Here is a 26718-nt window from a genome sequence, read left to right on the forward strand (position 1 = left end):
CCCCGTCCGCCAGGTCGGTCAGCCGACCGTGTCGTCGGAGCAGGGCCGCAGCAGATACGAGAGGAAGCGGCCGCCTTCCGTCAGCCGACTTCGCGTGCCGGGCAGCCCGAGACGGCTGCCAGGGCGTCCTTGACCTCGCGCGCCACGCGGGCCGCGTCCTCGGGGTTGTTCACCACGTCCGTGCTGTTCATGTCCACGACGAGGACCTCACTGGCCGAATAGTGCTTGTGCACCCAGTCGTCGTAGCCGGACCACAGCGTCCGGTAGTACTCGATGAGATTCTCGTCCTGCTCGAAAGCGCGTCCCCGCAGTCCGATGCGGTGCAGCACGGTCTCGAAGTCCGCCTTGAGGTAGACCATGAGGTCGGGTGCCTTGCGGTACGGCAGGCCGTCGATCTCTCGCATCATCTCGTTCAGCAGCCCCTCGTACACCTGCATCTCCAGGGAGCTGATGCGGCCCAGGTCGTGGTTGACCTTGGCGAAGTACCAGTCCTCGTAGATCGAGCGGTCGAGGACGTTGTCGCCTTGCCTGTAGGCCTCCTTGATCGAGGCGAACCGCGTCTGCAGGAAATAGAGCTGGAGCAGGAAGGGGTAGCGCTTGGCCTGGATCTCTTCGGGGCTCGCCGTGTAGAAGAGCGGCAGGATCGGGTTGTCGTCGACGCTCTCGTAGAAGACGTCGCTGCCCAGCTCCTTGGCGAGCAGCTCGGCCACACTCGTCTTGCCGATCCCGATCATCCCACCGACGCAGATCACCGGCATACCTCACTTCTCCCTGGGGGTCCTCTACCCGTGGTCGGTGAGCGGCGCGCCCACTCCATACGAATGAGACGTGGCCGACGGTCACCCGATTCCCCGGGAGCCTCGTGATCAGCGTCACGCGGTCCCGGTCAGAGCGAGGCTCCGATCCGGGCCGCTCTCATCGACCCGGCCTGACGATTCCGCCGTCGTGGTGCCCGGCGAGGTGAGGGCGCGAGCGACCCGGACCGCGTCCGCCGTCGCCCGCACCTCATGGACCCGGACGGCCCAGGCGCCCTGGTGGGCGGCGATCGTCGAGAGGGCTGCCGTGGCGGCGTCCCGTCCATGCGCGGGGGTCGGCGTACCGTCCGCGCCGGCCAGGATGCGGCCGAGGAACCTCTTGCGGGAGCCGGCGATCAGCCCGGGGCGGCCAGCGAACGCAGCTCGGCCAGTCCGGCGACCAGATGGAGGTCGTGCTCCGCGCGTTTGGCGAAACCAGCCCCGGGTCGACCACAAGTCGCTCCGGCGGGATGCCTGCGGCCACCACTGTCTCCACACGGGCGCTGAGTTCCGCCACGACCTCGCGCACCACGTCCACGTACACCGCCCGCACGGTGGTGCATGCCGTGGCTGACGCCCCGCCAGTGCATCACGACGAAGGGAACGCCGCCGGCCGCGACAGCCGGGACCATCCCGGGGTCCGCCAGGCCCCCGCTGACGTCGTTGACGAGGACCGCGCCCGCGTCGACCGCCCCCGCTGCGACGGAGGCACGCATGGTGTCGACCGACACGAGGACCCCTTCGGCCGCCAAGTCCCTGACCGGTGACCTGTTGCCAGGCCGCGCCGCTCCTGTTCCGGTCGTGGTCGTCCGGGCCGGACGGCGAAGCGTCCGGCCCGGACTTCAGCCCCTCAGCCCTTGTCCGGCGTCAGCTCCGCCCTGAGTTCGCGTGCGGCGGCGACGAGGTTCTCCAGGGAGGCGCGGGTCTCGGGCCAGCCGCGCGTCTTGAGCCCGCAGTCGGGGTTGACCCACAGGCGCTCGGCCGGGATGGCCTCAAGTCCCTTGCGCAGCAGCGCGGCGGCCTCCTCCGTGCTCGGGACGCGCGGGGAGTGGATGTCCCAGACACCCGGACCGGCCTCGCGCGGGTAGCCGTGCTCGGCGAGTTCGCCGGCGACCTGCATGTGGGAGCGGGTTGCCTCCAAGCTGATGACGTCGGCGTCGAGGTCGTCGATGGCCTGGACGATGTCGCCGAACTCGGCGTAGCACATGTGGGTGTGGATCTGGGTGTCCGGCCGCACGCCGCTGGTGGTGAGCCGGAAGGACTCGGTCGCCCAGGCCAGATAGGCGGCGTGGTCGGCGGCGCGGAGCGGCAACGTCTCGCGGAGCGCCGGCTCGTCGACCTGGATGACCGACGTGCCGGCGGCCTCCAGGTCGTTCACCTCGTCGCGCAGGGCGAGTGCCACCTGCCGGGCGGTCTCGCCGAGCGGCTGGTCGTCGCGGACGAAGGACCACGCGAGCATGGTGACCGGACCGGTCAGCATGCCCTTCACCGGCTTGCTGGTCTGCGCCTGCGCGTATGCCGTCCAGCGCACCGTCATCGGCTCGGGGCGCGAGATGTCGCCGGCCAGGACCGGCGGACGGACGTACCGGGTGCCGTACGACTGCACCCAGCCGTGCTGCGTGGCGACGTAGCCCGTCAGCTGTTCGGCGAAGTACTGCACCATGTCGTTGCGTTCGGGCTCGCCGTGCACCAGCACGTCGACGCCGGTCTTCTCCTGGAAGGAGATGACCTCGCGGATTTCGTCCTTGATCCGCTCCTCGTACCCGGCGGCGTCGATCCTTCCGGCCCGGAGGCCGGCGCGTGCCACGCGGAGCTCGTCGGTCTGCGGGAACGAGCCGATGGTGGTGGTCGGCAGCACGGGCAGGCCCAGGTGGGCGCGCTGGGCGGCGGAACGCTCGGCGTACGGCTGGGAGCGTCGGCCGTCCGCTTCGGTGATCGCGGCGGTCCGGGCGCGCACGGCCGGGTCGCGGGTGATGGCGGAGCCGGCGCGGGAGGCGAGATCGGCCCGGTTGGCGGCCAGCTCGGCGGCGATCACGTCGGTGCCCTGGGCGAGGCCGCGGGCGAGGGTGGCGATCTCGACGGTCTTCTGCCGGGCGAAGGCGAGCCAGCGCCGGATCTGGGGGTCGATGTCGCGCTCGGCGGTCGCGTCCAGCGGGACGTGCAGGAGCGAGCACGACGCGGCCACATCGACCCGGTCGGCGAGACCGAGGAGGGTGCCGAGGGTGGTCAGGGACTTCTGGTAGTCGTTGATCCAGATGTTGCGGCCGTTGACGACGCCCGCGACGAGGCGCTTGCCCGGTAGCCCGCCGACCGCGGCGAGGTCGTCGAGGTTGGCGGCGGCGGAGTCGGTGAAGTCGAGGGCGAGACCCTCCACGGGGGCGGCGGCAAGCACCTGGAGGGCGTCCCCGAGCCGGTCGAAGTACGAGGCGACAAGCAGCTTCGGCCGGTCGGCGGCACTGCCCAGCTCACGGTAGACGCGGGCTGCGGCGTTCAGCTCGGCCGGGGTGCGGTCCTGGACCAGGGCGGGCTCGTCGAGCTGGACCCAGTCGGCACCGGCCGCCCGCAGGTCGGCCAGCACCTCTGCGTACACCGGCAGCAGCCGGTCGAGGAGGGTCAGTGGCTCGAAGTCCGCGGACACTCCCGGGGCGGGCTTGGCCAGGAGGAGGTAGGTGACGGGGCCGACGAGGACCGGACGGGCGGTGTGCCCGAGTGCCAGGGCCTCCTTCAGCTCGGCGACCTGCTTGGTGGAGTCGGCGGCGAAGACGCTGTCGGGGCCGAGCTCGGGGACCAGGTAGTGGTAGTTGGTGTCGAACCACTTGGTCATCTCCAGAGGCGCCACGTCCTGTGTGCCGCGGGCCATGGCGAAGTAGCCGTCGAGCGCGTCGGCCTCGACGGCGGCGCGGTGGCGTGCGGGGACAGCGCCGACCATGACGCTGGTGTCCAGGACGTGGTCGTAGTACGAGAAATCACCGGTCGGCACTTCGTGGATGCCGGCGTCGGCCAGCTGCTGCCAGTTCGAACGGCGCAGTTCGGCGGCGGTGGCCCGGAGGGCGTCGGCGGTGACGCGGCCCTTCCAGTACCCCTCGATGGCCTTCTTCAGTTCGCGGTTCTGCCCCTGGCGGGGGTAGCCGTACACGGTGGCTCGTGCTGCCGCGGCTGCGGGCTTCGCTGTCACGGAACTCTCCTTCGCGAGATGTCCAGAACGTCCCGGCGATGGGACGTGAACGCGAAGGAACGGCAGAACGTGCGGACCACGTCACGGACATGCCGCACGTGCCGCTCGATATGCGCGCCGACCCGCCCACGAGGTCACCGGGTATCCGCGCGCGGAATACGTCCGCGTGCGGGCAACGGGCAGGTCTTCGGACTCGCGGGCACACCCTCCTCGTGGAGGACACCTACTGGCCGTCGCTTCCCAGGACCGTTGTCCGGTCCCAGTGCGTATGACGGCGGTCGTTCCCGCTCACCGCTGCGGGGCAGTCCCGGATTCCCACCGGGTTCCCTCTTGCGACGCATCCCGCCTGGCGGACGGGGCGAACCAGCTGCAGCTGCCACCCTAGGGCGCGCAGACGCTCAGCGGCGAAGGCTTTCCAGCATTCGGACGCGAGATTGAGACGGATCTGTAGTTGCCGACGTCCTCCTGTACAGGTCGGCCGTACGGGAGCTCAGTGCTGGGAGACCACCGGGTACGGCACGAGGGTGCGGCGGTCGGGGTCGAGCCCGACACCCCACGGGGCGGAAACGCCCATTTCATCCCCCAGTGTGGAGATCACCGTCCCGCAGTAGTTGAAAATGAGTGTCATAATCGGATAGAAGTACGGGGTGCTTATCCCACGACAAGTGCTGGAGCGCCCGACGGCCGGAGTCCGGCCCTTCGTGCTCACCGCGCTCCGGCATCCCATCGTCTCCGCGCTCCTTGCGGATCACCGCGCACTGTTGGGCGACCTCCTGGACGGCCTGGGGTCCCCGCTGCACGTCGCGCTGCCCGAAGTGTTCGAGGAGAACGTCTTCAGGCTTCGCCGAGCGTTCGCCGAGACCGGCACCGACGCCGAAATCCTCTTTGCCAAGAAGGCGAACAAGGCCGACTGCTATGTCAGTTCGGCCGCCGCCCTGGGTGTCGGGGTCGACGTCGCCAGCACCCCCGAACTGGTCAAGGCGCTGGCCGGCGGAGTGCCCGGACACCGGATCGGAGTGTCCGGACCGGAGAAGGACGACACGCTGCACGCTCTCGCCGTTCAGCATGGCTGCCTGGTCGCCGTCGACTCGATCAGCGAACTCCGTCGGCTCGCCGCCACCGCCCGGCTCGCACGGCGACAGGCCACGGTGCTCCTGCGATCCCGGACAGCCGGCCAACCGCGAAGCCGCTTCGGGATGTCCGCCGCTGAGCGTGGGACCGCCGTCGGCCTGTGCGCGGAACTCGCGGACCACATCCGCCTCCGAGGCTTCTCCTTCCACCTCAACGGCTACTCCGGCGCCGAACGCGCGACGGCGGCGAGCGAGATGATCGAGCACTGTCTCGACGCCCGGCGGCGCGGCTCGGCAACCGCCGAACTGGTCGACATCGGCGGCGGATTGCCGGTCCGCTACGTCGAGCCGCGGCTCTGGAACGAGTTCCTCGCACAGAACGAACCGGCCCACTACCACGCGGCGAAGGACTTCGAGGACTTCTACCCGTACGGCGGCCAGTCCGCCGACCAGGCGATCCGCGCGATCATGGCGCACCCGGTCGACGGTGGCGGGAGTCTCGCCGCGAAGGCGGAACGCCACGGCATCCGGTTCGTCGTGGAGCCCGGCCGGGCCCTGCTGGACCAGGCGGGTTTCACCCTGTTCCGCGTACAACAGGTCGACGACCGGCGGGAGTCCGACGGGTACGCGATCGTCACCGTCGCAGGCAGCAGCTTCAGCCTTTCCGAGCAGTGGTTCAACAGCGACTACCTGCCCGACCCGCTGCTGATGTCCGCACAGCCCGCCGCCGACGAGCTGTTCCCGGCCTGCGTCGCCGGCTCGACCTGCCTGGAGAGCGACCTGGTGACCTGGCGGAAGATCGGCTTCCCGCGGCCCGTACGGCGCGGTGACCACCTGGTCTACCTCAACACCGCCGGATACCAGATGGACTCCAACGAGTCACCGTTCCACGACGCCCCACTGCCGTCGAAGGTCGTTCTCCGGCTGGGTGACGACGGGGCCTCGCCGCGCTGGCGACTGGACGGAATCCGATGAGACCTCGCACCGATCCGATCACACCCCCCAACAAGGAGAAGACCCCCATGTCCCAGACCTATGCCCCGCCCGGGCAGTTGTGGCTGTTGCCGCAATCGCAGCAGGAAGGACTGGACCTCGACCACCGGCAGGTGATCGCGGTCGTGGAGCAGGCCTACCGCGCGCTGCGCGAAGGCGGCTCGAACAACCCGGTCAAGACGATCATCGACGATCCCGGCCACCACTCGCTCAGTTACTCGATGGTGGCGAGGGACGGCGGCAGCGGCACCGTCTGCTTCAAGGCCGTCTACGAGTTCGACCCGCGCCGCAGCCGGGACAGCTACCGGTTCCACTCGTTCGTCTTCCTCGTCGACGACACCACCGGCGCCCCCATCGCGCTGATGGACGTGGTGAAGCTCGGCCCCCTGCGGTCCTCGGCCACCACCGCCCTGTTCGCCCGCGCCGCATGCCCCGACGCACGGACCGCCCTCGTCGTCGGCACCGGCGTCCAGGGGCAGGCGGCCCTGCCGATGCTGGTCGCGGCGATGCCGGAGCTGGAGCGGTTGCAGGTGTTCGGGACGTACCCCGACGGCCTGCGCGCCGTCCAGGACAGCGTCGACGGCCGCGAGGTCGAGATCGTCAAGGATCTCCGTGGGGCCGCCGGTGAGGCGGACATCGTGATCGGCGCCTCCGGCCTGTCCGCCACGGAGGAGGTCCGGCGCGACTGGATGAAGCCGGGCTCGGTCGCCGTACTCCTCGGGTACGGCGTGCACGCCGACGTGTGCCACGGCGCGGACTACCGGATCGCCACGGACACCGCCCAGATGCACGCCACCTGCGACGACCTGCGGGGCGAGGACGGCAGCCTGCCGTCGGTCGACGCCCAGCTCCCCGACATCCTGCTCGGCCTGGCACCCGCCCGACGCCACCGGGACGACGTGGTCTTCGCCTACAACAGCGGCATGGCGGTCACCGACGCCGCGCTCGGCCGGTACATAGCCGACCTCGCGCGGGCGGACGGGCGCGGAGAAAAGGTCAACTTCTGGTGAGTACCGATACGACCGACACGACCAGCACGAGCCGCGCGGAGGCGAGCGGCGCCGCCTGGTGGGTCAAGAACTCGCGTGCGCTGCTCAGGCTCGCGTTCCCGTTGATCCTGACCAACTTCGCCTATGTCGCGCTGACCACCGTCGACATCGTCATGCTGGGCAGGCTCGGCGCCGTCGAGATCGCCGCCGCCGGTCTGGCCATCGCGCTGTTCAACCAGTTGCGCACCACCGGCACGGGCCTGGTGACCGGGGTCAGCAACCTGGTCGCCGAAGCCCGGGTGCGGGACGACCGCGAACGCGTCGGCGCACTGCTGTTCGCGGGCTTCTTCTGGGCGACCGTCTGCGGTGTGGTGTTCTGCGTGGCGCTGCTGCTGATCGGCCCGCTGCTCGTCCTGCTGGGCCAGGACCCCACGGTGGTCGACAGGGCGGGCGAGTTCCTGATGGTCCTGGCGCCGGGCATGCTGCCCTGCCTGTGGTTCCAGAACCTGCGGCACTTCACCACCGGCCTCAAGCGGCCCGGCCCGCTGCTGGCCATCACGCTGGCCTCGGTCGGCGTCACCATCGGCCTGAACTACGTCCTGATCCACGGCAAGTTCGGCCTGCCCGCGTTCGGCTTCGTCGGCGTCGCGATCGCCACCGTCACGGTGTTCCTGCTGTCCTTCCTGGCGTTCGTCGCGGTGATCCTGCGCGACAGCACCCTCCGCCCGTACCTCACCTCGCCCCATGCGCGGCGCTGGAACGGCGACGCGGTCCGGTCGGTCTGGCGCCTTGGCCTGCCGATCTCGGGCACCTACGCCTCGGAGGCTGGTTTCTTCAGCGTGCTCACCCTGGTCATCGGTTCCCTGGGCGTCGAGGCCCTGGCCGCGCAGACGGTGCTCAACCAGATCGTCTACATCGTCTTCATGATCTCCGCCGGCCTCTCCCACGCGGCGTCGATCCTCATCAGCGAGGCCGACGGCGGCAACGACTACCGGGAAGCCCGCAGGACGGGGTTGCTCGGCACCGCCTGGGGTGTGATCGCGACGCTGCTGGTCGCCGTCGTGTACCTGGTGGTGCCGGAGGCGATCGTGTCCCTGTTCATCTCCGCGGAGCACGCCGACAACGCGGACATCATCGCGCTGACCGTGACCGGACTGCTCATCGCCGCCCTCATGCAGGTCTTCGACGCGACCCAGAACATCGGCAACGGCATCCTGCGCGGCATCGGCGACACCGCCGGCCCCTTCCGGATCTCCCTTGTGGGGTACTGGCTGATCGGTCTGCCTGCGGGCTACCTGCTCGGGGTCACCGCCGACTGGGGCGTCGAGGGCGTCTGGACCGGACAGACGATCGGCCTCGCCGCCACCGCCGCCCTCCTGCTGGTCGCCTTCCTGCGCCGCGCCGACCGGCTCCACCGGGAGAAGTCCGGCGCACCCGCCACGGAACCGGAGCCGTCATGAACCCCGTTCTCACGCCGACCCCTTCCACCTCCCTGATACGCCGGGAGGTCGCCGGGCTACCGCTCTACGACCCCGGCGCCGACCCGGACGAGGTGGCCGCCCTCAGCGGCTCCGGCCGCGTCATCAAACTCTCCAACAACGAGAACCCGTTCGGCGTCTCCCCGGCGGTCGCCGAAGCCGTACGGAAGGCCCTGGCCGACGGCGTCTCCCGCTATCCCGACCCCACCGGGCGGCGTCTCGCCGAAGCCGTCGGGAGGAGTTTGGACGTGCCGCCCGACCGGGTCGTGCTCGGCAACGGTTCGGAGAACATCCTGGAGCTGCTCTGCCAGGCCGTCCTCGACCCCGGTGATCTGGTGGTCACCCAGGCACCCGGGTTCAGCCTGCACGAGACCTTCCCCCGCGTGATGGGCGCCCGGGTCCAAAAGGTCCCGGTCACCGCCGAGTTCGAGTTCGACGCGGATGCCTGGTGCGACGCGCTCGCGGCGGGCCCCAAGCTCGTCTTCCTCGCCAACCCGTGCAACCCCACGGGCGCGATGCTCGACGCCGGCGAGCTGGCGCGGGTCGTGGCCGCCCTCCCGGAGTCGGCCCTGCTGGTACTCGACGAGGCGTACGGCGAGTTCGCCCGGTCCCGCCCCGGCTATCCCGACGGCCTTGAGGCCCTGCGCGGGCTGGACCGGCCGTGGATCGTGCTGCGCACCTTCTCGAAGGCCTACGGCCTGGCGGGCGTCCGCGTCGGGTACGGCATCGCCTCCGACCCGGCCCTGGTCCAGGCCCTGGACCGGGTCCGTACCCCGTACAACGTCAACCATCCCGCCCAGGAGGCGGCCATCGCCGCGCTGGGGGACCACGCCCACCTGGCGGACACGGTCCGTCGCACCGCTCTGGAGATCGCCAGGGTCGCCGACGGGTTGCGCAATGCGGGACTGCGTGTCGTCCCGTCGTCGACCAACTTCCTCTTCATCGACACCGGCCGCCCCGCCGGCCATGTCGCCCGGGAGCTGCACCGTGCCGGAATCATCGTCAAGGCGTGGCGCGAGCCGGGATACGAGACCTACATCCGAGCATCGCTGTCGACCCCGGGGGACAACGACGTCTTCGTCCGGTGTCTGAGCGAGATCTGCGCGAAGGACAAGCCGTGATCGCAAGCAAGATCTCCGACCTGATAGGCCGGACCCCCCTGCTCAAGCTGCCCGTTGCCGAAGGCGGGGCGACCGTCCTGCTGAAGCTGGAGCAGTTCAACCCCACCGGAACCGCCAAGATCCGGATGGCCAGGAACATGGTCGACGAGGCGGAGGAGGCGGGACTTCTCGCCCCCGGCGGGTGGCTGGTCGAGTCCACGTCCGGCAACACCGGGCTCGGCCTCGCGCTGATCGCCGCCGAACGCGGTTACAAGTTCACCGCCGTGGTGGACAACCACTCCAGTGCGGACAAGCTGCGGGGCATGCTCGCCTACGGCGCCGACATCCTCAACGTCGCCGGGGACGAGGAAGGCCTCGCCACCGCCGAACGCGACACCACGGCCGAGCGCCTCGCCGCCGAATACGGTGCGTACTGGACCGCCCAGCACCGCAACCAGGGGAACCCCAACGGCTACCGGCCGCTCGCCCGCGAACTCCACGACGACCTGGGCGACGGTATCGACTACCTGTACGGGGCCGTCGGCACCGGCGGTTCGCTCTGCGGCACCGGCCGCTTCCTGCGGGAACGCATTCCCGACCTGAAGATCGTCGGAGTCGAGCCGGTGGGATCCGTCGTCTTCGGCGGCACCGGCGCGCCTTACCACCAGTCCGGTACCGGTACGCCGGAGGGCTCGGAGATCGGCGGTGTCGTCGACTACGAGGTGTTCGACCAGGGGATCAAGGTCAGCGACGCGGAGGCCTTCGAGACCTGCCGCTACCTGGCGAGGAACTTCGGCATCCTGATCGGCGGTTCGGCGGGGGGCGTGGTCTACAAGGCCCTGGAGCAGGCACAGAGCGCGGCGCCGGGGACCACCATCGTCGTGCTGGTCTGCGACGGCGGCGACAAGTACCTGGACACCGTGTTCAACGACGACTGGATGGCCGCCAACGGCCTGTTCGACGAGCAGGTCGTCTGCCGGCTGGCCATGATGCTGCGGTAGCGCGCAGACCCGCCCCACGACGGCGTCGGGACTGTTCCCGGACGTCGAACCGCCCATCCAGGGCGCCGTTTTGGTCCACCTTTCCGGTCGCCCCCCCCCGACCGCCACCACTCCCTCCAGCCCCTTCGAACCACCTGGTACTCTCAGCCGATGAAAACGAAAACGATTTCCATAGTATGTACGGCCCTGACGGTGCTCGTGGTCGCGGGATGCGCCGACGAACCCTCCTCCGGCGCCGACGCAAAGGCCGCGGCGACGGCGACGAGCGCGACGACCTACCCGTTCACCCTCAAGAACTGCGGCACTGACGTGACCTACAAGGCCGCGCCGAAGAAGGCCGTCACGCTCAACCAGACCGCCGCCGAGATCCTCATCCACCTCGGGGTGGGCGACCGGATCGCCGGCACGGGCTACGAGATCGAGAAGACGCCGCCCGCGATCGCCGCGCAGTACGAGAAGATCCCGCTCCTGTCCGCACCCGGGGCGGAGATCAAGCACGAGAAGCTGCTGGAAGCCCAGCCGGACTTCGTCTACGGCTCCTTCGCGAGCATGTTCACCAAGGAGCAATCGGGCGAACGCAAGCAACTCCACGACCTTGGCGTGCCGACCTACCTGACCGAGTTCGACTGCACGTACCACGAGAGCGTGGCCGACGCGGACTTCACGATGCTGTTCGAGGAGTACCGCCGGCTGGGCAAGATCATGGGTGTCCCCGAAGCCGGGGAGAAGCTGGCGAGCGAACAGCAGGCCGTCGTCGACAAGGCGGTGGGCGCCGTCAAGAAGCGGGACAAGCCGCTGAAGGTGATGTGGTTCTACTCCACCTACGAGGGCACTCCGTGGGCCGCCGGCCCCGGCGGTCTGCCCCAGCACATGTCCAAGCTTGTAGGAGTCGAGAACATCTTCGCCGACGCGAAGACCAAGTGGGCGGAGGTCAGCTGGGACGAGGTCGCGGCCCGCAACCCCGACGTCATCGTCCTGGCGGACCTGACCCGGGGCGAACCCAACGACACCGCCGAGGAGAAGATCGCCCTCCTCAAGAAGGACCCCCTCACCAGCAAGCTCGCCGCCGTGAAGGGCGACCGGTTCATCACCATCCCCGGCAGCCACATGGATCCGGGCTACGGCAGCGCGTCAGCAGTTCCCACGCTGGTCGCCGGCCTGAACAAGCTCGGGTGACCCGTCCACCATCATGACGACGAGTTCACACAAGACCGCCGCGCGCGCCGAAGTCCCGACCTCCCGCCGTGAAGGGGCTCCGGTGCGCCGGCGGCGCGCCTCGACGGCGGCCCTTCTGTTCCTGGCCGTGACCGTGCTGCTGGTGTCGGTCGTCGCCGCGTCGCTGTTCGGGAGCGCGGACATCCAGCCTCTGGATGTCGTCTCCACGATCCTGCGGCACATCGGTCTGGGCGGCATCGCCCCCACCGAGCCCCTGCCGGGGCTCCTCGACGCCCTGATCTGGGAGTCCCGCTTCCCGAGAGTCCTGCTCGCCGCCGCCGTCGGCATGGCCCTGGCGGTCTCCGGTGCGGTCCTGCAGGCAGTCACCAGGAACCCCCTGGCCGACCCCTACCTGCTGGGAGTCTCCTCCGGGGCCTCCACCGGCGCGGTCGCCGTGCTCCTGCTGGGCATCGGCGGCAGCGTCTCCCTCTCCACCGGAGCGTTCGCCGGCGGCCTGGTCTCCTTCGGCCTGCTGCTGCTCCTGCTCGGCGGGGGACGCGTGGCAAGCCCGTCCCGGGTGGTCCTTACCGGCGTGCTGGTGTCCCAGTTCTTCGCGGCGGTCACGTCGGTCATCCTCATGGTCAGCGGGGACGCGAACTCCACCCGTGGCTTCACGTACTGGCTGCTCGGCACGCTCGGGGGCGCCCGGTGGGAAGGAGTGACCGTCACCGTCGTCATCATCCTGATCGGCGTGGTCGCCGTGCAGTTCTTCGCGCCCGCCCTCGACGCCTTCACCTTCGGGTGGGACTCCGCGGCCGCCCTCGGAATCAACGTGACCGCGGCCCGCGTCTGGCTCATGGTGCTCACCTCCGTCATCACAGCGGCCGCCGTGGCCGCCTCAGGCGCGATCGGCTTCATCGGCCTGCTCATCCCGCACGCCGTCCGCGTCCTGGCAGGCCCGACGCACCGCTCCCTCCTTCCCCTGTCCGCGATCGCCGGCGCCGTCTTCCTCATCTGGGTGGACGTGTTCGCACGCACGGCGTTCTCCCCCCACGAACTGCCCGCCGGCGTCATCACCGCCCTTCTCGGAGCGCCTGCCTTCGCGCTGGTCCTGAAGCGTCTGGAGTCCTGATGGGCCGCATCACCACCACCCACCTCTCCTGGTCGGTCAAGGGCCAACGGCTCCTGGACGGCATCGACATGGAGGCCCACGACGGAAAGGTCACCGGCCTCCTCGGCCCCAACGGCTCCGGCAAGTCGACCCTGCTGCGCCTGCTCGCCGGACTGCGCCGCCCCGACACCGGAACCGTCCGCTACGACGACACCACCCTTCAGGGCCTCGGCCGCCGAGTGCTGGCCCGACGGCTCGCCGTCGTCGAACAGGACGTCACCGCCCACCACCACGTCACCGTCCGCCAGGTCGTCGAACTCGGCCGCACACCCTTCCGCGGGCGCTTCGACGCCCTCACCGAACACGACCGGCGGACCGTCGACGCCGCGCTGGAGCGGACCGACCTCACCGACCGGCAGCACCGGAGCTGGCACACCCTCTCCGGAGGCGAGAAGCAGCGCGCCCAACTCGCCCGCGCCCTCGCCCAGGAACCCCGCGAGATCCTCCTCGACGAACCCACCAACCACCTCGACATCCGCCACCAGCTCGAACTCCTTGACCTGCTGACCTCGCTCGACGTGACCTGCGTCGTCGCCCTGCACGATCTGAACCTCGCCGCGCGGTACTGCGACCACCTCGTCCTCCTCCAGCGCGGACAGGTGGTCGCGGCCGGTGCCCCGGACAGCGTGCTGACCCCGGACCTGATCAAGTCCGTCTACGGTGTCGAAGTCCTCGTCGACCGCGAACCCGCCACGGGAACCCTCCGCATCACCTACCTCGCCACCGCCACACGAACGACTGCCGTGCAGGCGATGCAGCTCGACCCCGGGTAGGGCGCGCCGGCTGCCGGCTCGTCCCCAGTGATCACGTACGCGAGCCCCTCCCCGAAACGACAGCCGCTGTACGGCCATGGCGGGCGGGCGCAGCGGGAGGCGGCCGTCCCCGCGCGCGAGGTGGCCTGCGCGCCCCCCGGTGTGCTGCTTCACCTCTCCTCGGTCCCATCGAACCGTGGTCTGCCCGCGCGGCGTTGTGCGATTCTCTGAGCGCCTGGGTGGCCGGATGTCATCGGTTTCCACTCGGGTGTTCCAAGAACGCCATTCGCACGCGAAAGCAATTCGGGGGGACCGCCGGTTGGGGAGGCCGGCTCATGCGTCGCGGCGTGCTTGATTCCGGACCGCGCTGATCCTCAGCGGGTGTTCACCACTGTCACCACTGCTTACGTCATTCAGTGCTGCCTTGTCACGGGAAGGCCACGTCGGCCTCGAAGGGCGAGGCCATGGGCAGAGGTACAGGTCGCGAGCCACGAGCCACAGGCCGCCGCCCCGCGTCCACGCCTGCCCGGAATCAGCCACCCCCCTTCCAGCAACGTCCGTCGCCGATCAGGCAGAGGCAAGGAAAGGGAAGTACGAGATGCACACGAAAACAAGCGGAGGACTCACGAAGTGGCCGGCACGCGCCCTGCGCGCGCTGACCGCGGTCGCGCTCGCCGTCGGTGCGGTCGCCATCACGCCGTCCACCGCGCACGCGGCCGCCAGCCGGGGCTTCGCCTATGTGTGGGCGAACCAGCCGACCGCCGCGCTGAACACGCCTTACACGCCGTCCGGCTACTACAGCCGCAACTCGACCGGCGTCGTCAACTCCGTCGTCCGTACGGGCACCGGCCAGTACACGGTGAGGTTGCCCAGGCTGGGCCTGACCGGCGGCACCGTGCACGTCACTGCCTACGGAGCCACGTCCCACTCCTGCAACGTGGCCTCCTGGCACCCCGTCGGTGACCGTCTCGACGTGCACGTGCGGTGCTACACCCCCTCCGGATACCGCGCCAACACGCCCTTCACCACGAGCTTCGTGAACACGGCGTACCGCGGCGGCCGGTTCGGTCACGTCTGGGCAGACCAGCCGAGCACCGGCGCGTACACGGCCTCGCGGACGTACCAGTTCAACTCCGCCGGCTACACCAACACCGTCACCCGGTCCGGCCTGGGCCGGTACACCGTGCGGCTCCCTGCCATCGGGTCGGCTGCGGGCCACGTGCAGGTGACCGCGTACGGCGACGTCCTCGCACGGTGCAAGGCCGTCAACTGGTACCCGTCAGGCACCGCACAGCTCGTCAACGTCCGCTGCTTCACCCTCGGCGGCGCCCTGCGCGACACCCGGTTCACGATGACCTACGCCCGCGACACCGGCATCCTGCGCACCACGCCGGCCGCCTACGCCTGGGCGAACCAGCCCACCGCGAGCTCCTACTACCCCTCCGCGGCCTACCGGTACAACTCCGCCGGCTACACCAACCGGATCACCCGTCACGGCGTCGGTGTCTACCGCGTCTCCACGCCTGGCATGTCCCTGGGCTACGGCGACGTGCAGGTGACGGCCTACGGCGGCGACTCCCGGCACTGCAAGGTGGATTACTGGACCCCGAGCACCGGCATCCAGGTGCGGTGCTTCACCGCGTCAGGCGCGCCGGCCGACACCTACTACGACGTCTCCTTCGTCAGGTAGGCGCGCACGCCCACCCCGGCGGTGCCCCGCACCACGACCGGTGCGGGGTACCGCCGGCAGGCGGTGCTGCGGCGATACCGGCACGGGGGCGCCCATCGGTCTCTAGTCACGCTTGATGACGCCCCTTGCGGCATGTGGGTATCCGGTGCCGCGGGTGTACGGGATCACCGACGACATGGTTCTTGAGCGGCCGGCCGGGCCGACGATGCTGGATGTGCCGGCCCGGCGCCCGTGGCGGGTGGACGAAGTCGAAGCCGACGGAGCACGACCTTCGTCGAAGCGAGCGGTGTACCGGTCACTGGCGTTGACCCAGCGCTCCGGAGCGATGGCGGCGTCGATCGGCCGGGTGAAGTCTGCCTCGTGCGTGACCCACGGCGTCTGTGGGGACCGCCAGGACATGCCTGTTGGATTCATCTCGATGCCCGGCGAGTTGATGTGTGTCAGCCACGTCGGTCGCAAGTCGTGCCGCGGAACATCCTGCCCGGGTCGCAGCCGCACCCGGAACGCGAGGTGCGTGACCTCATCCGCCGGCTCCGGATCGAAGAGCTGCGGGTGCCCGCGTCGTACGGAAGACTCCCGTGCCCGATGTGGGCGAGCAGCATCTCGGCCAACTCACCGCCGTCGCCCGGCCCGTCGTGCACCAGGCGGTGCTACCGCGGGGGCGGCCACCCGGAGCCCATCGTGCAGGCGACGTTGCTGGCCTCCAGGTCGCCCCTCGAGATGTGGCCTTCCGAGTCGCACAGGAGCACGGCTACACCGGAAAACCGGGTGGCAACGCCACAAGTCGACAACCCGCCAACTCCCCTCTCAGTTCGGCCAATTCTCCGGCATGGACCACGAGCATGTCCTGGCCCGGCTGCTGTCATGCCATCATCAGGCGGTTGTTACTGCCAAGTAGGCACTATCGATGACAGCAGCCAACCCCCCATGCACATCGCTCATCGCCGGAGGGCACCCCCGTGCGCACTCACGCCAGGAGACTCCTGGTCCCCACGCTGATCACCCTCGCCCTGGCGGCGAGCGGATGCTCCGCCACACTCGCCGGCACCACCGCCCCCACCCCCGGAGCGGTATCCACCGCCACCCCGGCCGCCGCGGCGCAGGGAAGCGAACGGCTCGACGTCACACCGGCACCGCAGGGAACGCCCACGGCCGTGGCACGACCGGCGGCCAAGGGCGGCGCCGGCACCCGCCAGAGCACCTTCAAGGTCGTCGCCTACGACCGGCGGACCGGACACGCGGTCATCGCCACCCCGCCGGAGTCCTCCCGCGATTCCTCGCCTACCCCGACCCCGACCCCGAGCCCGACCTCCGGGCGATCGGCCGAACCCCGTGCCGAAGCTCCGGTCAAGACGGGCGACGTCATCGCCGGCGCCCCGGCGCCCGGCGCCCCCGAGGGGGTCCTCGTCGAGGTGACGAAGGTCGTACGCACCAGCGACAAGGCCACGGAGGTTGCCACCAAGCCCGCGACGCTCAGCGCGCTGCTCGCCGACGACAAGGCCGACGGCCGGATACCCGTCGACCCGGCAACGGTCCACGTCGAGCCCTTGGTGAAGGGTGTGAAGTTCTCCTGGGCCAAGCCTGGTGGCGTCCGCTTCGGCCCCAACGGGGCGAAGGTGCCCGTGGGGCAGCTCCGCCTCGACGTAGGCACCGCGCTCGCCACGGCCGCCGACGCACCCGTCTCGGCCGCCGCCTCCGTCTCCGGCTTCGTCCAGCTGGCCCCCGAGGTGGAGTTCTCCTACGACGGCAGCGCCCATGGACAGGCGGGCAGGTCGGGGCCCGGCTCGGCGTTCCTCGGCATGTCCGGCGACTGGTCCGCCCAGTGGGCGTTGAAGGGACGCGCGGCCGCCCAGACCTCCCAGCGCATACCGTTCGCCAAACTGCACGCCGACCCCGTGATCCAGGTCGGCCCCGTGCCCGTCGTAGTCAACCTCGACCTCACCGTCTATCTCCAGGTCGAGGCCGACGGCCGCGTCACCCTCGACGTGCGGCAGGACGTCAAGGGTGACTTCCGCGTCGGCGGCGGCTACACACCAGGCAAGGGCTGGACCCCGGTCAGCACCTCCGACGTGAAGAGCACGCCCGTGACGGCCACGGTCACGGCAGCCGGCCGGGCCAAGGCCGCCCTGGGGGCCGAAGCGTCCGTCGGCCTGTACGGCATGGCCGGCCTCACCGCCGACTTCGCCCCGTACCTGCGCGCCGAGGGCGAGGTCCGGGCTTCCGCGTCCACCCCCGCGGACGGCTCCCCGGACGGCTCCGTGGACCTGACCGGCGCCTGGGCGCTCCACGGCGGCTTCGACCTGAGCGGCAACCTCCAGCTCCAGCTCTCGGTCTTCGGCACACCCGTCTTCCACAAACGCATCCCCCTGGGCAGCCTCCACCGCGAATGGCCCCTCGCGAGCGGCCGGGTCAAGCGGTCCACCTGAACCGCACGGGCCCGGACCGAGCCCGCCCGTCCGGGCGTCAAGCCTGGTGGGTGATCGCGGGGGACACGGCCTCCCCATCGAGTCGGTCGACGAGGATCATCGCGACATCGTCGGTCAGGGGGCCCGCGGTGTGCCGTATCAGTGCCTGGTGCAGTTCGGCCAGGAACTCCGGCGGGGTCGTGCCCGCGCGGATCTTTTCCATGACTTCCGGGAGGGGGAAGAAGCCGTTGTCGGGATCACGGGCCTCGATCACACCGTCGGTGTACAGCAGCAGACGGTCGCCGGGTGCGAACGGATAGCTCTCGGGTGTGGACGGGGCGCCGGTGACGAGGTCCTCCAGGCCGAGTGGCGGGAGCGGCGAGGCGGGCAGCAGGGGCTGCACTCTGCCCTGGCGCAGGACCAGCGGAGGGGGATGGCCGCGGTTGACGACTTGCACCACGGGTTCGTCCGGTACCTGGGCCATGAGGGCGGTGGTAAATCCCTCCAGCACCACCTCCGGGTCGCCCGAGATGATGGCTTCGCGTCGCAGCGCAGCCGAGCAGTGGTCCATGACCTCCGTCAGGTCGGCCTCGTAGTGTGCGATCTCCCGGAACGCGCCCAGCGCGACGCCGACCGCCCGCATGGCTTTGAGTCCCTTGCCGCGGACGTCGCCGACGATCATCCGAACCCCGTACCGGGTCTGCACCGCCTCGTAAAGATCACCGCCGATCTGCGCCTCCGTCCCGGCCGCGAGGCAGAGGCTGGCGGCCCGTACGGGGCCCAGGTGCGCCGGCACGGGCCGCAGCACGACGTCCTGTGCTGCCAGGGCGATCCGGCGGACCTGCTCAAGCTCGCTCCGCCTGCGCGTCTGCACGGCGTCGCTGGCGATGTAACCGGCAACGGACACCAGGCCAATGGCCAGGAAGTTGGTATAGACCTGGAGGGTGGTCCACGCCTGGTTGTGGGTGGCGGTGATCACGCTGACAGTCAGCGCGAGAGCCGCCGCCGAGAGGGTGCCCTTGGGGCCCATGGTCACCGCGGCCAACGCCGGCATCGCCGTGAGGAGGGGGCCGGTATAGATGAAGTGGGCCGGTGTGAGCTCGATCGCCAGCACGGCCAGCGCGATCATGAAGGGCAGAGCCTGCAGCAAGGTGAGGAGGACGGGGACATGCCCACCCGCTCCTCGCCGAACGGGCGAGCGCGATACCGACCGCATGGGTCCAGCCTGCCCGCCCGGAGGCGGAGGCTCCACTTGTCCCCACCGCTTACTCGGAGACGGCCCTCGTCCAGCCCCGGGCGACCGTCTCCCTCGCCTTGTCCAGTTGCGCGTCTGTCGGGAACCGCGGCGTTCCCTCGACCGTCGGCAGCTGCGCGGCGGCGGCCTCGTCGAGGGTGCCGTCCTTCTTCATGCTGTCCATGAGCACCGGGCGGGCGAAACCCTTGAGCCGGAGGTTCTGGCCCTCTGCGCTGAAAAGGTACTCCTGCCACAGGCGGGCAGCCGCCGGGTGCGGGGCGTTCTTGTTGATCGCCAGCCCGTAGTACTGGGCGAAGGCGCCGTCGAAGGGGATCGCGACCTGCCAGTTCACGCCTTTGGCGCGGAGCTGGTCGGCGTGGCCGAGGTTGACGTAGTCCCAGTTGATGCTGATGGGCGTCCGGCCGTCCTCGACCGATGCCGAGCTGGGCTCGGTGGGGTTGAAGTTGCCGATCTTCTTGAGCTCGGCGAAGAAGTCGAGACCGGGTTGGATGTCGTCGAACGACCCGTTGTTCGCCAGAGCGGCCGCGTAGACGCTTGCGAAGGCGGTACCCGACCGGGTCGGGTCGCCCTCGATCGCTACCTTGCCCTGGTAACCGGGCTTCAGCAGATCGGCGAAGGTGCGGGGGCAGGGCTTGACGCGGTTGGCGTCGCAGCCGATGGAGATGTAGCCCCCGTAGTTGTTGTACCAGCGGGCCTGCGGGTCCTTCTGACTGACGGGGACCGAGTCGTACGCGGCGACCTTGTACGGCGCGAGCAGGTTCTCCCTCGCTGCTGCCCGCGCGAACGTATCGCCCATGTCGAGCACGTCGGGGGCGCTCGACCGGTTCCCGCTCTGCTTCAGGGCCTCGATCTCGTCCTCGCTGTGGCCCTCCGGATTGGCGACGGTGACCTCGATCCCGTACTTCTTCTCGAAGCCGTCGATCAGGTAGCCGTAGCCGGCCCAGGATCGCGGAATCGCGATCGCATTGAGCCTGCCTTCCTGTTGCGCCGAGGCGACCAGCGCCTCCATGCCGCCCACGTTCTCGGCGGCGGTGGCCACCGACGGCTTCTGCGGTTCGGCGGTGGGGGTGTTCTCGCAGGCACTCAGGCCCAGTGCCACGAGGGCGAAGCAGCTGAGGACGGCCGCTGCTCGGGCCCGGGGTGTGGTCACGACGGCTCCAGGGGGTGGGAGTGGTCGTCGAGGCCAGAGTACCCGGCCGTCTCGATGGCGGGATCCCACCCGAGCAAGCCTGTGATCGCGGTCCCACGCCGGAACCACGACCTCTGTGCGCACGGCGAACCGTGCGGGTCGTGCGAGGTGCACGATCCCCTCACCGTGCCGTGTCGTCCCATTGGTCCAGCAGGAGCTCGCCGAGCCCTTCCGCCCCGGGCGTGGCGCCGTCGTGGGTGGATTGTTCGGTCCAGATGATTTTTCCTGTCGGCGTGTAGCGGGTGCCCCAGCGTTCGGCGAACTGGGCGACCAGGAAGAGCCCGCGACCACCCTCGTCGGTGGCCTTCGCGCGGCGTAGCCGGGGCGAGGTGCTGCTGCCGTCGGAGACCTCGCAGATCAGGGTGGATGCGGCGGGGACGCTGACCGGCTCCGTGCGGAGCAGCCGGACGGTGATGGGCTCGGTGCCGTAGCGGATGGCGTTGGTGATCAGCTCGCTGAGGATGAGTTCGGTGCTGAAGGCGATCTGCTCCAGTCCCCAGTCCGTCAGCTGGCGGGCGCAGGCGGTGCGCACCGGGGCCACCTCCGCCGGGTCACCGGGCACGTGCCACTCAGCGACCTGCGTGGGGCCGAGCCGGCGGGCGCGGGCCGCCAGCAGCGCGATGTCGTCCCTGGGCCGGTCGGGCAGCAGGGCCTCCATCACCGCCGCGCACGTGGCCTCAGGGGTGCGGTCGGGCCCGGTCAGAGCACCGCGCAGGACCTCCAGGCCGGCGTCCAGGTCCCGGTCGCGGTCCTCGATCAGGCCGTCGGTGTAGAGCACCAGCCGGGACCCCTCGGGCACGGTCAGCCCGGCGCTCTCGCTGGGCAGGCCGACACCCAGCCCCAGCGGCGGGGAGACGGGCACCGGAGGGAAGTCCACGGTCCCGTCGGGATGAACCACAGCCGGTCCCGGATGGCCCGCGGTGGCCATGTCCAGCCGCCCGGTCGTGGGATCGTAGACGGCATACAGGCACGTGGCGCCGGTGATCCCCTGCCCGTCCTCCCCGTCGGCGTCGTTCTGGGCCACCAGCTCGTCCAGCCGGCCCAGCAGCTCCTCCGGAGGCATGTCCAGGGCGGAGAAGTTGTGAACGGCGGTGCGCAACCGGCCCATGGTCGCCGCGGCGTGCAGGCCGTGGCCGACGACATCACCCACCACCAGGGCCACCCGGGCGCCGGACAGCGGGATGACGTCGAACCAGTCCCCACCCACCCCGGCCTGTGCCGGCAGATAGCGATAAGCCACTTCAAGGGCGGACTGCTCGGGCAGCCGGCGTGGCAGCAGGCTGCGTTGCAGGGTGACGGCCATGGTGTGTTCGCGGGTGTAGCGGCGGGCGTTGTCGATGCACACCGCTGCCCGGGCGGCCAGCTCCTCGGCGAAGGACATGTCCTCGTCCTCGAACGGCGGGGAGTCGTCCGCCCGCCAGAAGCCCGCCATTCCCAGCACCACCCCGCGTGCCCGCAACGGGACCGTGAGCAGGGAGTGGATCCCGTGGTCGAGGATCCACCGGGCATCCGAGGGGTGCAGGGCCCGCCGGCCGTCGAAGGTGCTCAGGTCCCTCACCAGCACCGCTCGGCCGTCGGCCGGCCCTGCGGAGACGGGGTCGCCGGCGACGAACCGGATCAGCTCGCCGACAGGGTGGAGGAGATGGTCCTCCTCCAGACCCGCGACCGCGGTCAGGCGCATCTCGGTGTGCACACCGGAGGACTCCTCGCCGTGCAGGACCGGGTCCAGCAGCTCGATGGTGGCGACATCGGCGAACCGGGGCACCGCCACCTCCGCCAGTTCCTCGGCCGTGCGCTTCACATCCAGTGTGGTGCCGATCCGCACCCCGGCGTCGTAGAGCAGCCGCAACCGTTCGCGGGCCACCTCGGCCCTGCCGGAGAGAGCCCGCAGCTCGGTGGTGTCCCGTAGCGTCACCACGCCGGCGACCGGTCCATGGGGTGCGGTGAGCCGCTTGTTGACCGCCAGGAGGCGGTCGGCCGCCAGATACACCTCGTCAGTGACCGGCCGGTCGGAGGTCAGCAGCTCGGCGAGGTCCTCCTCCATCCCCACATCGGTGATGTGGCGCCGCTCCGCGTCCGCCGGCAGGCTCAGCAGCCGCCGTGCCTCGTCGTTGGCCAGCATCAGCCGACCCTCACCGCCGATGATCAGCACTCCCTCCCGCACGGCGTGCAGGACCGCGTCGTGGTGTTCGTACATCCTGGCCATTTCGGCCGGGCCGAGGCCATGGGTCTGCCGCCTCAACCGGTGGCTCACCAGTCCCGACCCGATCGCGGCGACGGCGAGGGCTCCGGCGACGCTGCCGAGGACGACCGGCAGCTGCTGGTTCACCGTGTGCTGGGCGTTCTCGACCGTGATGGGAGCGGAGACGACGGCGACCACCGAGCCGTCAGCACCCCTGACAGGGACCGCCGAGACCACGGACAGCCCCAGGGACCCGTGGAACGTCCTGGTGAACGCCTTGCCGGCCGCCGCCTCCGCGTAGGGGCCGATGACGAGCTTTCCGATCTCATTCGGGTCGCTGTGGGTGAGGGTGATGCCGTCCAGCCGGTACACGATGATCGCATCGACGCCCGCGGCCTTCCGGGCAGCCTCGGCGTGCGGCTGCAGCACCGCGGTCGGGTCGGGGCTGTCGAGCGCCGCCTCAATGTTCGGGGAGTGCGCGAAGGTCTGCGCCACGGCAAGCGTCCGGTGCCGGGCGTCCGCCATGCTGTCGCGTCGAGCCTGCACCACGAGAGCCACCAGCGCGGCGACGACCAGCAGCACCACGAGCACCAGCTGCAGGAGGAAGACCTGCCCGGAGAGGCTGCGCACGCTCAGCAGGGAGCGCAGGCGCCGTGGCTGCCGCACGTCTCTCCTCCCTGATGAGGCTGACCGTGCTCTCGTCGCTCTCGTCGCCCTTGGTGGCCTTGCCCCGGACGAGGGCGGCGGTCAGGCACCCCATGCCCAGATTGACCCGAAATGCTGCGCATACTCCATTCCTATCGCTTCTGGGCCGCTGACCACGAGGTGCCGGGCGGGTCCGGCCGGTCGGCGATGATCAGGAGGTGGTCGAGATGGGGGCGCAGCGGCTTGGCGAAGGGGCTCGGGTCGCCCAACTGGCCCCGCCGCCGGCTGGGTGAACCGAGGCGGTCACGGCCGGACCGCGTCCCGTCCTCGATGGCGTCCGAGGGCTGGCCACGAACCGCGACGCATGCCTGCCGGAGCCGTCAGAGCCGGACCGTCCAACTCACCGTGGACTTCATCGTCCGCGCGATGGCGCGGTCCCGCACCGAGGGCGTACGGTCCTCGGCGGTGATGGACAGTGTGTGCCTCCGAAGGTCGAGCAGCCGCAGGGCCAGGTCGGACACCCGTACGTCGGTGCGGCCCGCGAGAGACGTCATCTCCCGCCCGTCGAGATACCAGCGGATCCTGAGTTGACGCCCGTCCGCCCCCGTCAGCCGGGGCACCAGGGCTTTGGCGGTGTCGCCCATGCGGAGGGTGCGATCGGTCGCCGTGACGGGGGAGGCGATGCGCGCCTCGCGGTAGAAGCCGGCGATCATCGCCTCCACTCCGGGCAGATTGAAGGGCTGACCGAGGGAGCGCATCAGAGAGTTCTCGGTGGGGCGCCGCAGTCCAGTGACGTAGTAGCCGCCGCCCTCGTACGCGCCGACGGTGCCGCCGTCGGGGGACTGCTCACCGAGCCAGCGGTGCCACTTGGCGCCCCGGTCGGCCAGGTCGTCGGCGGTGAAGCTGGTGATGTTGGAGTCGGCGGGCTCCGGGCCCACGTACCGCTCGTAGCCGGGGTAGTTGGGGTAGAAGTACTCGTCGGCCAGCTTGCCCAGGGAGTGGCCGGTCTCGTGGATCGCGACCTGACCGGACTTCTCGTTGCCCGCCGAGGCCGTTGATATGCCCTCGTAGCCGAGGGTCTTGCTGGGCTCGTTGTAGCCCGCCCCGCCGTATTTGGTGCTGTTGGCGAGGACGAGCACCAGGTCGGCCTCGGGCGCCTTGGCCACGTATCCGTCGACCTTGCCCTGGTCGACGCAGAGCAGCCGCTCGATGTCGTCGCACCAGAAGTAGGAGCCGAGGGCGGTGTCCCTGAGGGTGTCGGGAGCGGGGTCGCCGGAGACGCCGGACTCGTTCGAGACGGCGTCGACCGTCCAGACGTTGAAGAGGTTGCGGTAGGTGGTGTAGGGCTCGACGGCCGTCAGCTCGGCCCATTTCTGCTGGGCGTCGGCGCGGAAGCGGGGCAGTTCGGCGGCGGTGTAGCCGTCTCCGACGACGACGATGTCGAGCCGGTCGGCGGTGGGGCCGTTGTCGATCAGCTTGGTCACCTCGCCGTCGGCGGCCGCCTCGGTCGCCGACAGGCGGGAGGCCGGCCGGTTCCGGCCCTCGGGCGGCACGTGCGTGTGGCCGGCCCCGGCGAGCGTCCCGTGTTCCGGCCCGGGTATCTCGACCTCGACTCCGGCCGTGGGGGGTGCCGTCGGGTCCGCAGCGGCGCTTCCGGGTGTGGCGGCGAGTACGGTCGTGAGGGCGACGGCCACTGCGGCCGCCATGGCTCCGCGTCGTGCTGAACGCATGAAATCAGCCCCTTGCCAGGCGAGTTAAGCGCATCAGTAAATGTGTTGAACGAGTCGCTTAACCTAGGGGGAAGGCGAGGGCGTGCGCAATGCCTACTGCTTCTGGATACTGGGAAGTTCACGAATCAGGGGGTCCGCATGGACGATCCGGCCACGATCGGCCACCGAGTACAGCGGCTGCGCACTCAACGCGGGCTGACACAGCGGCAGTTGGCTGAGCCTTCGTACACCCCCGCGTACGTCTCGACGCTCGAGTCGGGCAAGGTCAGGCCCTCGGAGACCGCGCTGCGCTTCCTTGCGGAGCGGCTCGGTACGTCGTACGAGGAGCTGGCCACCGGCCGCCCCGCGCACCTCGCCACGGAGCTGCGGCTCGCTCTCACCGACGCGCACCAGCAGCTGGCCACCGGGACGGCGGACGAGGCCGCCGTGCGCTACCGACAACTCCTCGCCGACGCGGAGGACCTCGGACTCGTTCCCGAGCAGGCTGAGGCGCTGCTCGGGCTCGGCGACTGTGCCCTGGAGACCGGTGAACTGGTCGACGCGGGTCACCACTTCCAGGACGCCGAGCGGCTCCTCGCGGAGGAGCCGCTGCCCCGCCGCGTACGCGCGATCCGGGGCCGGGCCGTCGCACACCTCCTGGCCGGGGAGCTGCGCTACGCCTGCTATCTCCTTGAATCCGCCATCGACGAGCTCGCTGCGAGCGGCCTGGCCGACCCCGAGGCGCTGGTCATCCTGTACGCCGCCGTGATCGGCCCGTACATCGACATGGGTGCACACGCCCGGGCCGCGTATGCCGCCGAGCTAGCCCTGGCGCTGGCTCCGCAGGTCGACGACCCGGCGCTGGTGGCGGGCATGCACCGGCAGGTGGCTCGCACCTTCCTCGCAGAGGGGCGCACGGCCGACGCCGACGCCTCATTGGCCAAGGCGCAGGCGATCTACCAGCAGCTGAGCCTGCGTACCGATCTCGCGCACTGCCACTGGATGCGCGGCTACGTCCAGGCGCAGAACGGCGAACTGGCGGCAGCTGAACAGGAGTTGCGCGCCGCCCGGGACATGCTGAACGCCAAACGCGCGGCGCTGTTCACCGCGCAGGTGGAGGTGGAGTTGGCCGATGTCCTCCGGCGGCTCGGACGGCACGGCGAGGCGTCGGATCTGCTCTCTGCATTTCTTGAGCTGGGTGACCGGCACGGCGCGGTGCACGCGGGGGGTGCGCACAGGCTGCTCGGGCTGATCGCCGAGGAGCGGGGGGACAGCGAGACCGCCGAGGAGCACTACGTCATGGCGCTGGGGCTGCTGGAGCGCAGCGGCGCGAGCGGCGACCTCGCCGATCTGTGCCGTCTGCTGGGCGACCTTCTGCGCCGCGGCGGCCGCACCGAGGCCGCGCTGGACGCGTACCGCACGGGGCTCGGCCACCGGTCGCTCCCTGGCACGACGACGCTGGGGCCGGCTCCGACGGCACTGGTGTTCCCGCGGCACTGAACGAGCAGCCGACAGTGCACTTCCAGCATGGTCCGGATCTTGGTTTCGCGACGCCGCCAATTGCGCTGGCGGAGGACCCGGTACCGCTCGAGGCGTCCCGGCGGGAGCATGCGAGCCTGCAGAACGACCTTGCGGCTGCCGCGTCTGTGCGGCCTGTACGTAGTCAGCCCCCAGGGGGCCGAGCCGCCCTACGGCATCGCATGGTGGAACGACGACACCTTCACGGTGTGCGAGGTGAAGTCGTTGACGACGACAACGAAGCCGCCCCGCCTTTGACGCCGTCTACACCGGTCTGCACCGTGAGGCGCTGAACAGGCGTTACGACTGGTTCGAGAGGACACCGCACCCGAATTATGTGTTCTGGTGGGTCTCCGACGGCGTGATATCGACCTGGCGGGACGGGGTTTCCAGGCTGGAGCACCTCCACGACCACGGCTCCGCGCCGCACGCCTTCACCTTCCACGA

The 26718-nt window shown here is 70.2% G+C and carries 18 protein-coding genes, 2 pseudogenes and 1 riboswitch; of the genes and pseudogenes, 12 read left to right on the forward strand and 8 right to left on the reverse strand.

The annotated features are described in order from the left end of the window. Nucleotides 1-80 precede the first annotated feature (80 nt). The 4 genes and pseudogenes from IEZ01_RS03280 to IEZ01_RS03295 form a co-directional block, all read right to left on the reverse strand. The gene (locus IEZ01_RS03280) at nt 81-758 is read right to left on the reverse strand and encodes a deoxynucleoside kinase (protein ID WP_019891373.1); all 678 of its coding nucleotides are present in this window, start codon (nt 756-758) and stop codon (nt 81-83) included. Between the two features lie 114 nt (nt 759-872). Further along, a pseudogene (gene folP / locus IEZ01_RS03285) lies at nt 873-1555 on the reverse strand (dihydropteroate synthase); the annotation flags it as partial. An 89-nt stretch (nt 1556-1644) separates the two neighbouring features. Further along, entirely contained in the window at nt 1645-3969 is a 2325-nt protein-coding gene (gene metE / locus IEZ01_RS03290; RefSeq protein WP_189199709.1) for a 5-methyltetrahydropteroyltriglutamate--homocysteine S-methyltransferase, read from the reverse strand. A gap of 173 nt (nt 3970-4142) precedes the next feature. Next, nucleotides 4143-4339, reverse strand: a riboswitch (cobalamin riboswitch). Between the two features lie 120 nt (nt 4340-4459). After that, a complete protein-coding gene (locus IEZ01_RS03295) occupies nt 4460-4597 on the reverse strand; it encodes a hypothetical protein (protein ID WP_189199711.1) in 138 nt (45 codons plus the stop codon). A gap of 37 nt (nt 4598-4634) precedes the next feature. Here IEZ01_RS03295 and IEZ01_RS03300 point away from each other — a divergent pair, with 37 nt between their 5' ends. The 10 genes from IEZ01_RS03300 (at nt 4635) to IEZ01_RS03345 (ending at nt 17794) form a co-directional block, all read left to right on the forward strand. Next, the gene (locus tag IEZ01_RS03300) at nt 4635-6014 is read left to right on the forward strand and encodes an alanine racemase (protein ID WP_019891377.1); all 1380 of its coding nucleotides are present in this window, start codon (nt 4635-4637) and stop codon (nt 6012-6014) included. Between the two features lie 47 nt (nt 6015-6061). Next, on the forward strand, nt 6062-7042 hold the full coding sequence (locus IEZ01_RS03305) for a hypothetical protein (protein ID WP_019891378.1): 981 nt from the start codon (nt 6062-6064) through the stop codon (nt 7040-7042). Further along, nucleotides 7039-8481 (forward strand): MATE family efflux transporter, encoded by a 1443-nt coding sequence (locus IEZ01_RS03310; protein WP_019891379.1) that lies wholly within the window; start codon nt 7039-7041, stop codon nt 8479-8481. Before IEZ01_RS03305 ends, IEZ01_RS03310 begins: the two co-directional genes overlap by 4 nt. Then, nucleotides 8478-9620, forward strand: a complete 1143-nt coding sequence (hisC, locus tag IEZ01_RS03315) for a histidinol-phosphate transaminase (RefSeq protein ID WP_189199713.1) — start codon at nt 8478-8480, stop codon at nt 9618-9620. The genes IEZ01_RS03310 and hisC overlap by 4 nt, the downstream gene beginning before the upstream one ends. Further along, entirely contained in the window at nt 9617-10600 is a 984-nt protein-coding gene (locus IEZ01_RS03320; RefSeq protein ID WP_019891382.1) for a PLP-dependent cysteine synthase family protein, read from the forward strand. The genes hisC and IEZ01_RS03320 overlap by 4 nt, the downstream gene beginning before the upstream one ends. Nucleotides 10601-10750: 150 nt before the next feature. Continuing rightward, nucleotides 10751-11776: an ABC transporter substrate-binding protein gene (locus IEZ01_RS03325; protein ID WP_040875242.1), complete on the forward strand. Its 1026-nt coding sequence runs from the start codon at nt 10751-10753 to the stop codon at nt 11774-11776. An 82-nt stretch (nt 11777-11858) separates the two neighbouring features. After that, nucleotides 11859-12887 (forward strand): FecCD family ABC transporter permease, encoded by a 1029-nt coding sequence (locus tag IEZ01_RS03330; RefSeq protein ID WP_189199850.1) that lies wholly within the window; start codon nt 11859-11861, stop codon nt 12885-12887. Beyond that, nucleotides 12887-13699: an ABC transporter ATP-binding protein gene (locus tag IEZ01_RS03335; protein ID WP_189199715.1), complete on the forward strand. Its 813-nt coding sequence runs from the start codon at nt 12887-12889 to the stop codon at nt 13697-13699. Before IEZ01_RS03330 ends, IEZ01_RS03335 begins: the two co-directional genes overlap by 1 nt. A gap of 577 nt (nt 13700-14276) precedes the next feature. After that, a complete protein-coding gene (locus IEZ01_RS03340) occupies nt 14277-15368 on the forward strand; it encodes a hypothetical protein (RefSeq protein ID WP_189199717.1) in 1092 nt (363 codons plus the stop codon). A 959-nt stretch (nt 15369-16327) separates the two neighbouring features. Then, nucleotides 16328-17794: a hypothetical protein gene (locus IEZ01_RS03345; RefSeq protein ID WP_019891390.1), complete on the forward strand. Its 1467-nt coding sequence runs from the start codon at nt 16328-16330 to the stop codon at nt 17792-17794. A gap of 37 nt (nt 17795-17831) precedes the next feature. On the opposite strand, the gene IEZ01_RS03350 is transcribed toward IEZ01_RS03345, so the two are convergent. The 4 genes from IEZ01_RS03350 to IEZ01_RS03365 all read right to left on the reverse strand — a co-directional run bounded on the left by IEZ01_RS03350 (nt 17832) and on the right by IEZ01_RS03365 (nt 24774). After that, on the reverse strand, nt 17832-18923 hold the full coding sequence (locus IEZ01_RS03350) for a PP2C family protein-serine/threonine phosphatase (RefSeq protein ID WP_019891391.1): 1092 nt from the start codon (nt 18921-18923) through the stop codon (nt 17832-17834). A gap of 115 nt (nt 18924-19038) precedes the next feature. Beyond that, nucleotides 19039-20178, reverse strand: a complete 1140-nt coding sequence (locus IEZ01_RS03355) for an ABC transporter substrate-binding protein (protein ID WP_189199719.1) — start codon at nt 20176-20178, stop codon at nt 19039-19041. Between the two features lie 160 nt (nt 20179-20338). After that, complete coding sequence (locus tag IEZ01_RS03360; protein ID WP_189199721.1) at nt 20339-23065, reverse strand: SpoIIE family protein phosphatase; 2727 nt, start codon at nt 23063-23065, stop codon at nt 20339-20341. Nucleotides 23066-23424: 359 nt separating this feature from the next. After that, nucleotides 23425-24774, reverse strand: a complete 1350-nt coding sequence (locus IEZ01_RS03365) for a M64 family metallopeptidase (protein ID WP_229832630.1) — start codon at nt 24772-24774, stop codon at nt 23425-23427. Between the two features lie 138 nt (nt 24775-24912). Here IEZ01_RS03365 and IEZ01_RS03370 point away from each other — a divergent pair, with 138 nt between their 5' ends. Further along, nucleotides 24913-26253 carry a helix-turn-helix domain-containing protein gene (locus IEZ01_RS03370; protein WP_189199723.1) on the forward strand — a complete coding sequence of 447 codons (1341 nt, stop codon included), beginning with the start codon at nt 24913-24915 and terminating at the stop codon, nt 26251-26253. Nucleotides 26254-26515: 262 nt separating this feature from the next. Further along, nucleotides 26516-26718, forward strand: a pseudogene (locus IEZ01_RS03375) (DUF3291 domain-containing protein); the annotation flags it as partial.

The organism is Streptomyces purpureus, from assembly GCF_014648195.1.
Classification (GTDB): domain Bacteria; phylum Actinomycetota; class Actinomycetes; order Streptomycetales; family Streptomycetaceae; genus Streptomyces; species Streptomyces purpureus.

Coding starts and splice junctions, on each gene's coding strand:
- IEZ01_RS03280 (WP_019891373.1), bottom strand. CDS start 758: ATGCCGGTGATCTGCGTCGGTGGGATGATCGGGATCGGCAAGACGAGT.
- IEZ01_RS03340 (WP_189199717.1), top strand. CDS start 14,277: ATGCACACGAAAACAAGCGGAGGACTCACGAAGTGGCCGGCACGCGCC.
- hisC (WP_189199713.1), top strand. CDS start 8,478: ATGAACCCCGTTCTCACGCCGACCCCTTCCACCTCCCTGATACGCCGG.
- IEZ01_RS03295 (WP_189199711.1), bottom strand. CDS start 4,597: ATGACACTCATTTTCAACTACTGCGGGACGGTGATCTCCACACTGGGG.
- IEZ01_RS03325 (WP_040875242.1), top strand. CDS start 10,751: ATGAAAACGAAAACGATTTCCATAGTATGTACGGCCCTGACGGTGCTC.
- IEZ01_RS03305 (WP_019891378.1), top strand. CDS start 6,062: ATGTCCCAGACCTATGCCCCGCCCGGGCAGTTGTGGCTGTTGCCGCAA.
- IEZ01_RS03370 (WP_189199723.1), top strand. CDS start 24,913: ATGGACGATCCGGCCACGATCGGCCACCGAGTACAGCGGCTGCGCACT.
- IEZ01_RS03335 (WP_189199715.1), top strand. CDS start 12,887: ATGGGCCGCATCACCACCACCCACCTCTCCTGGTCGGTCAAGGGCCAA.
- IEZ01_RS03365 (WP_229832630.1), bottom strand. CDS start 24,774: ATGCGTTCAGCACGACGCGGAGCCATGGCGGCCGCAGTGGCCGTCGCC.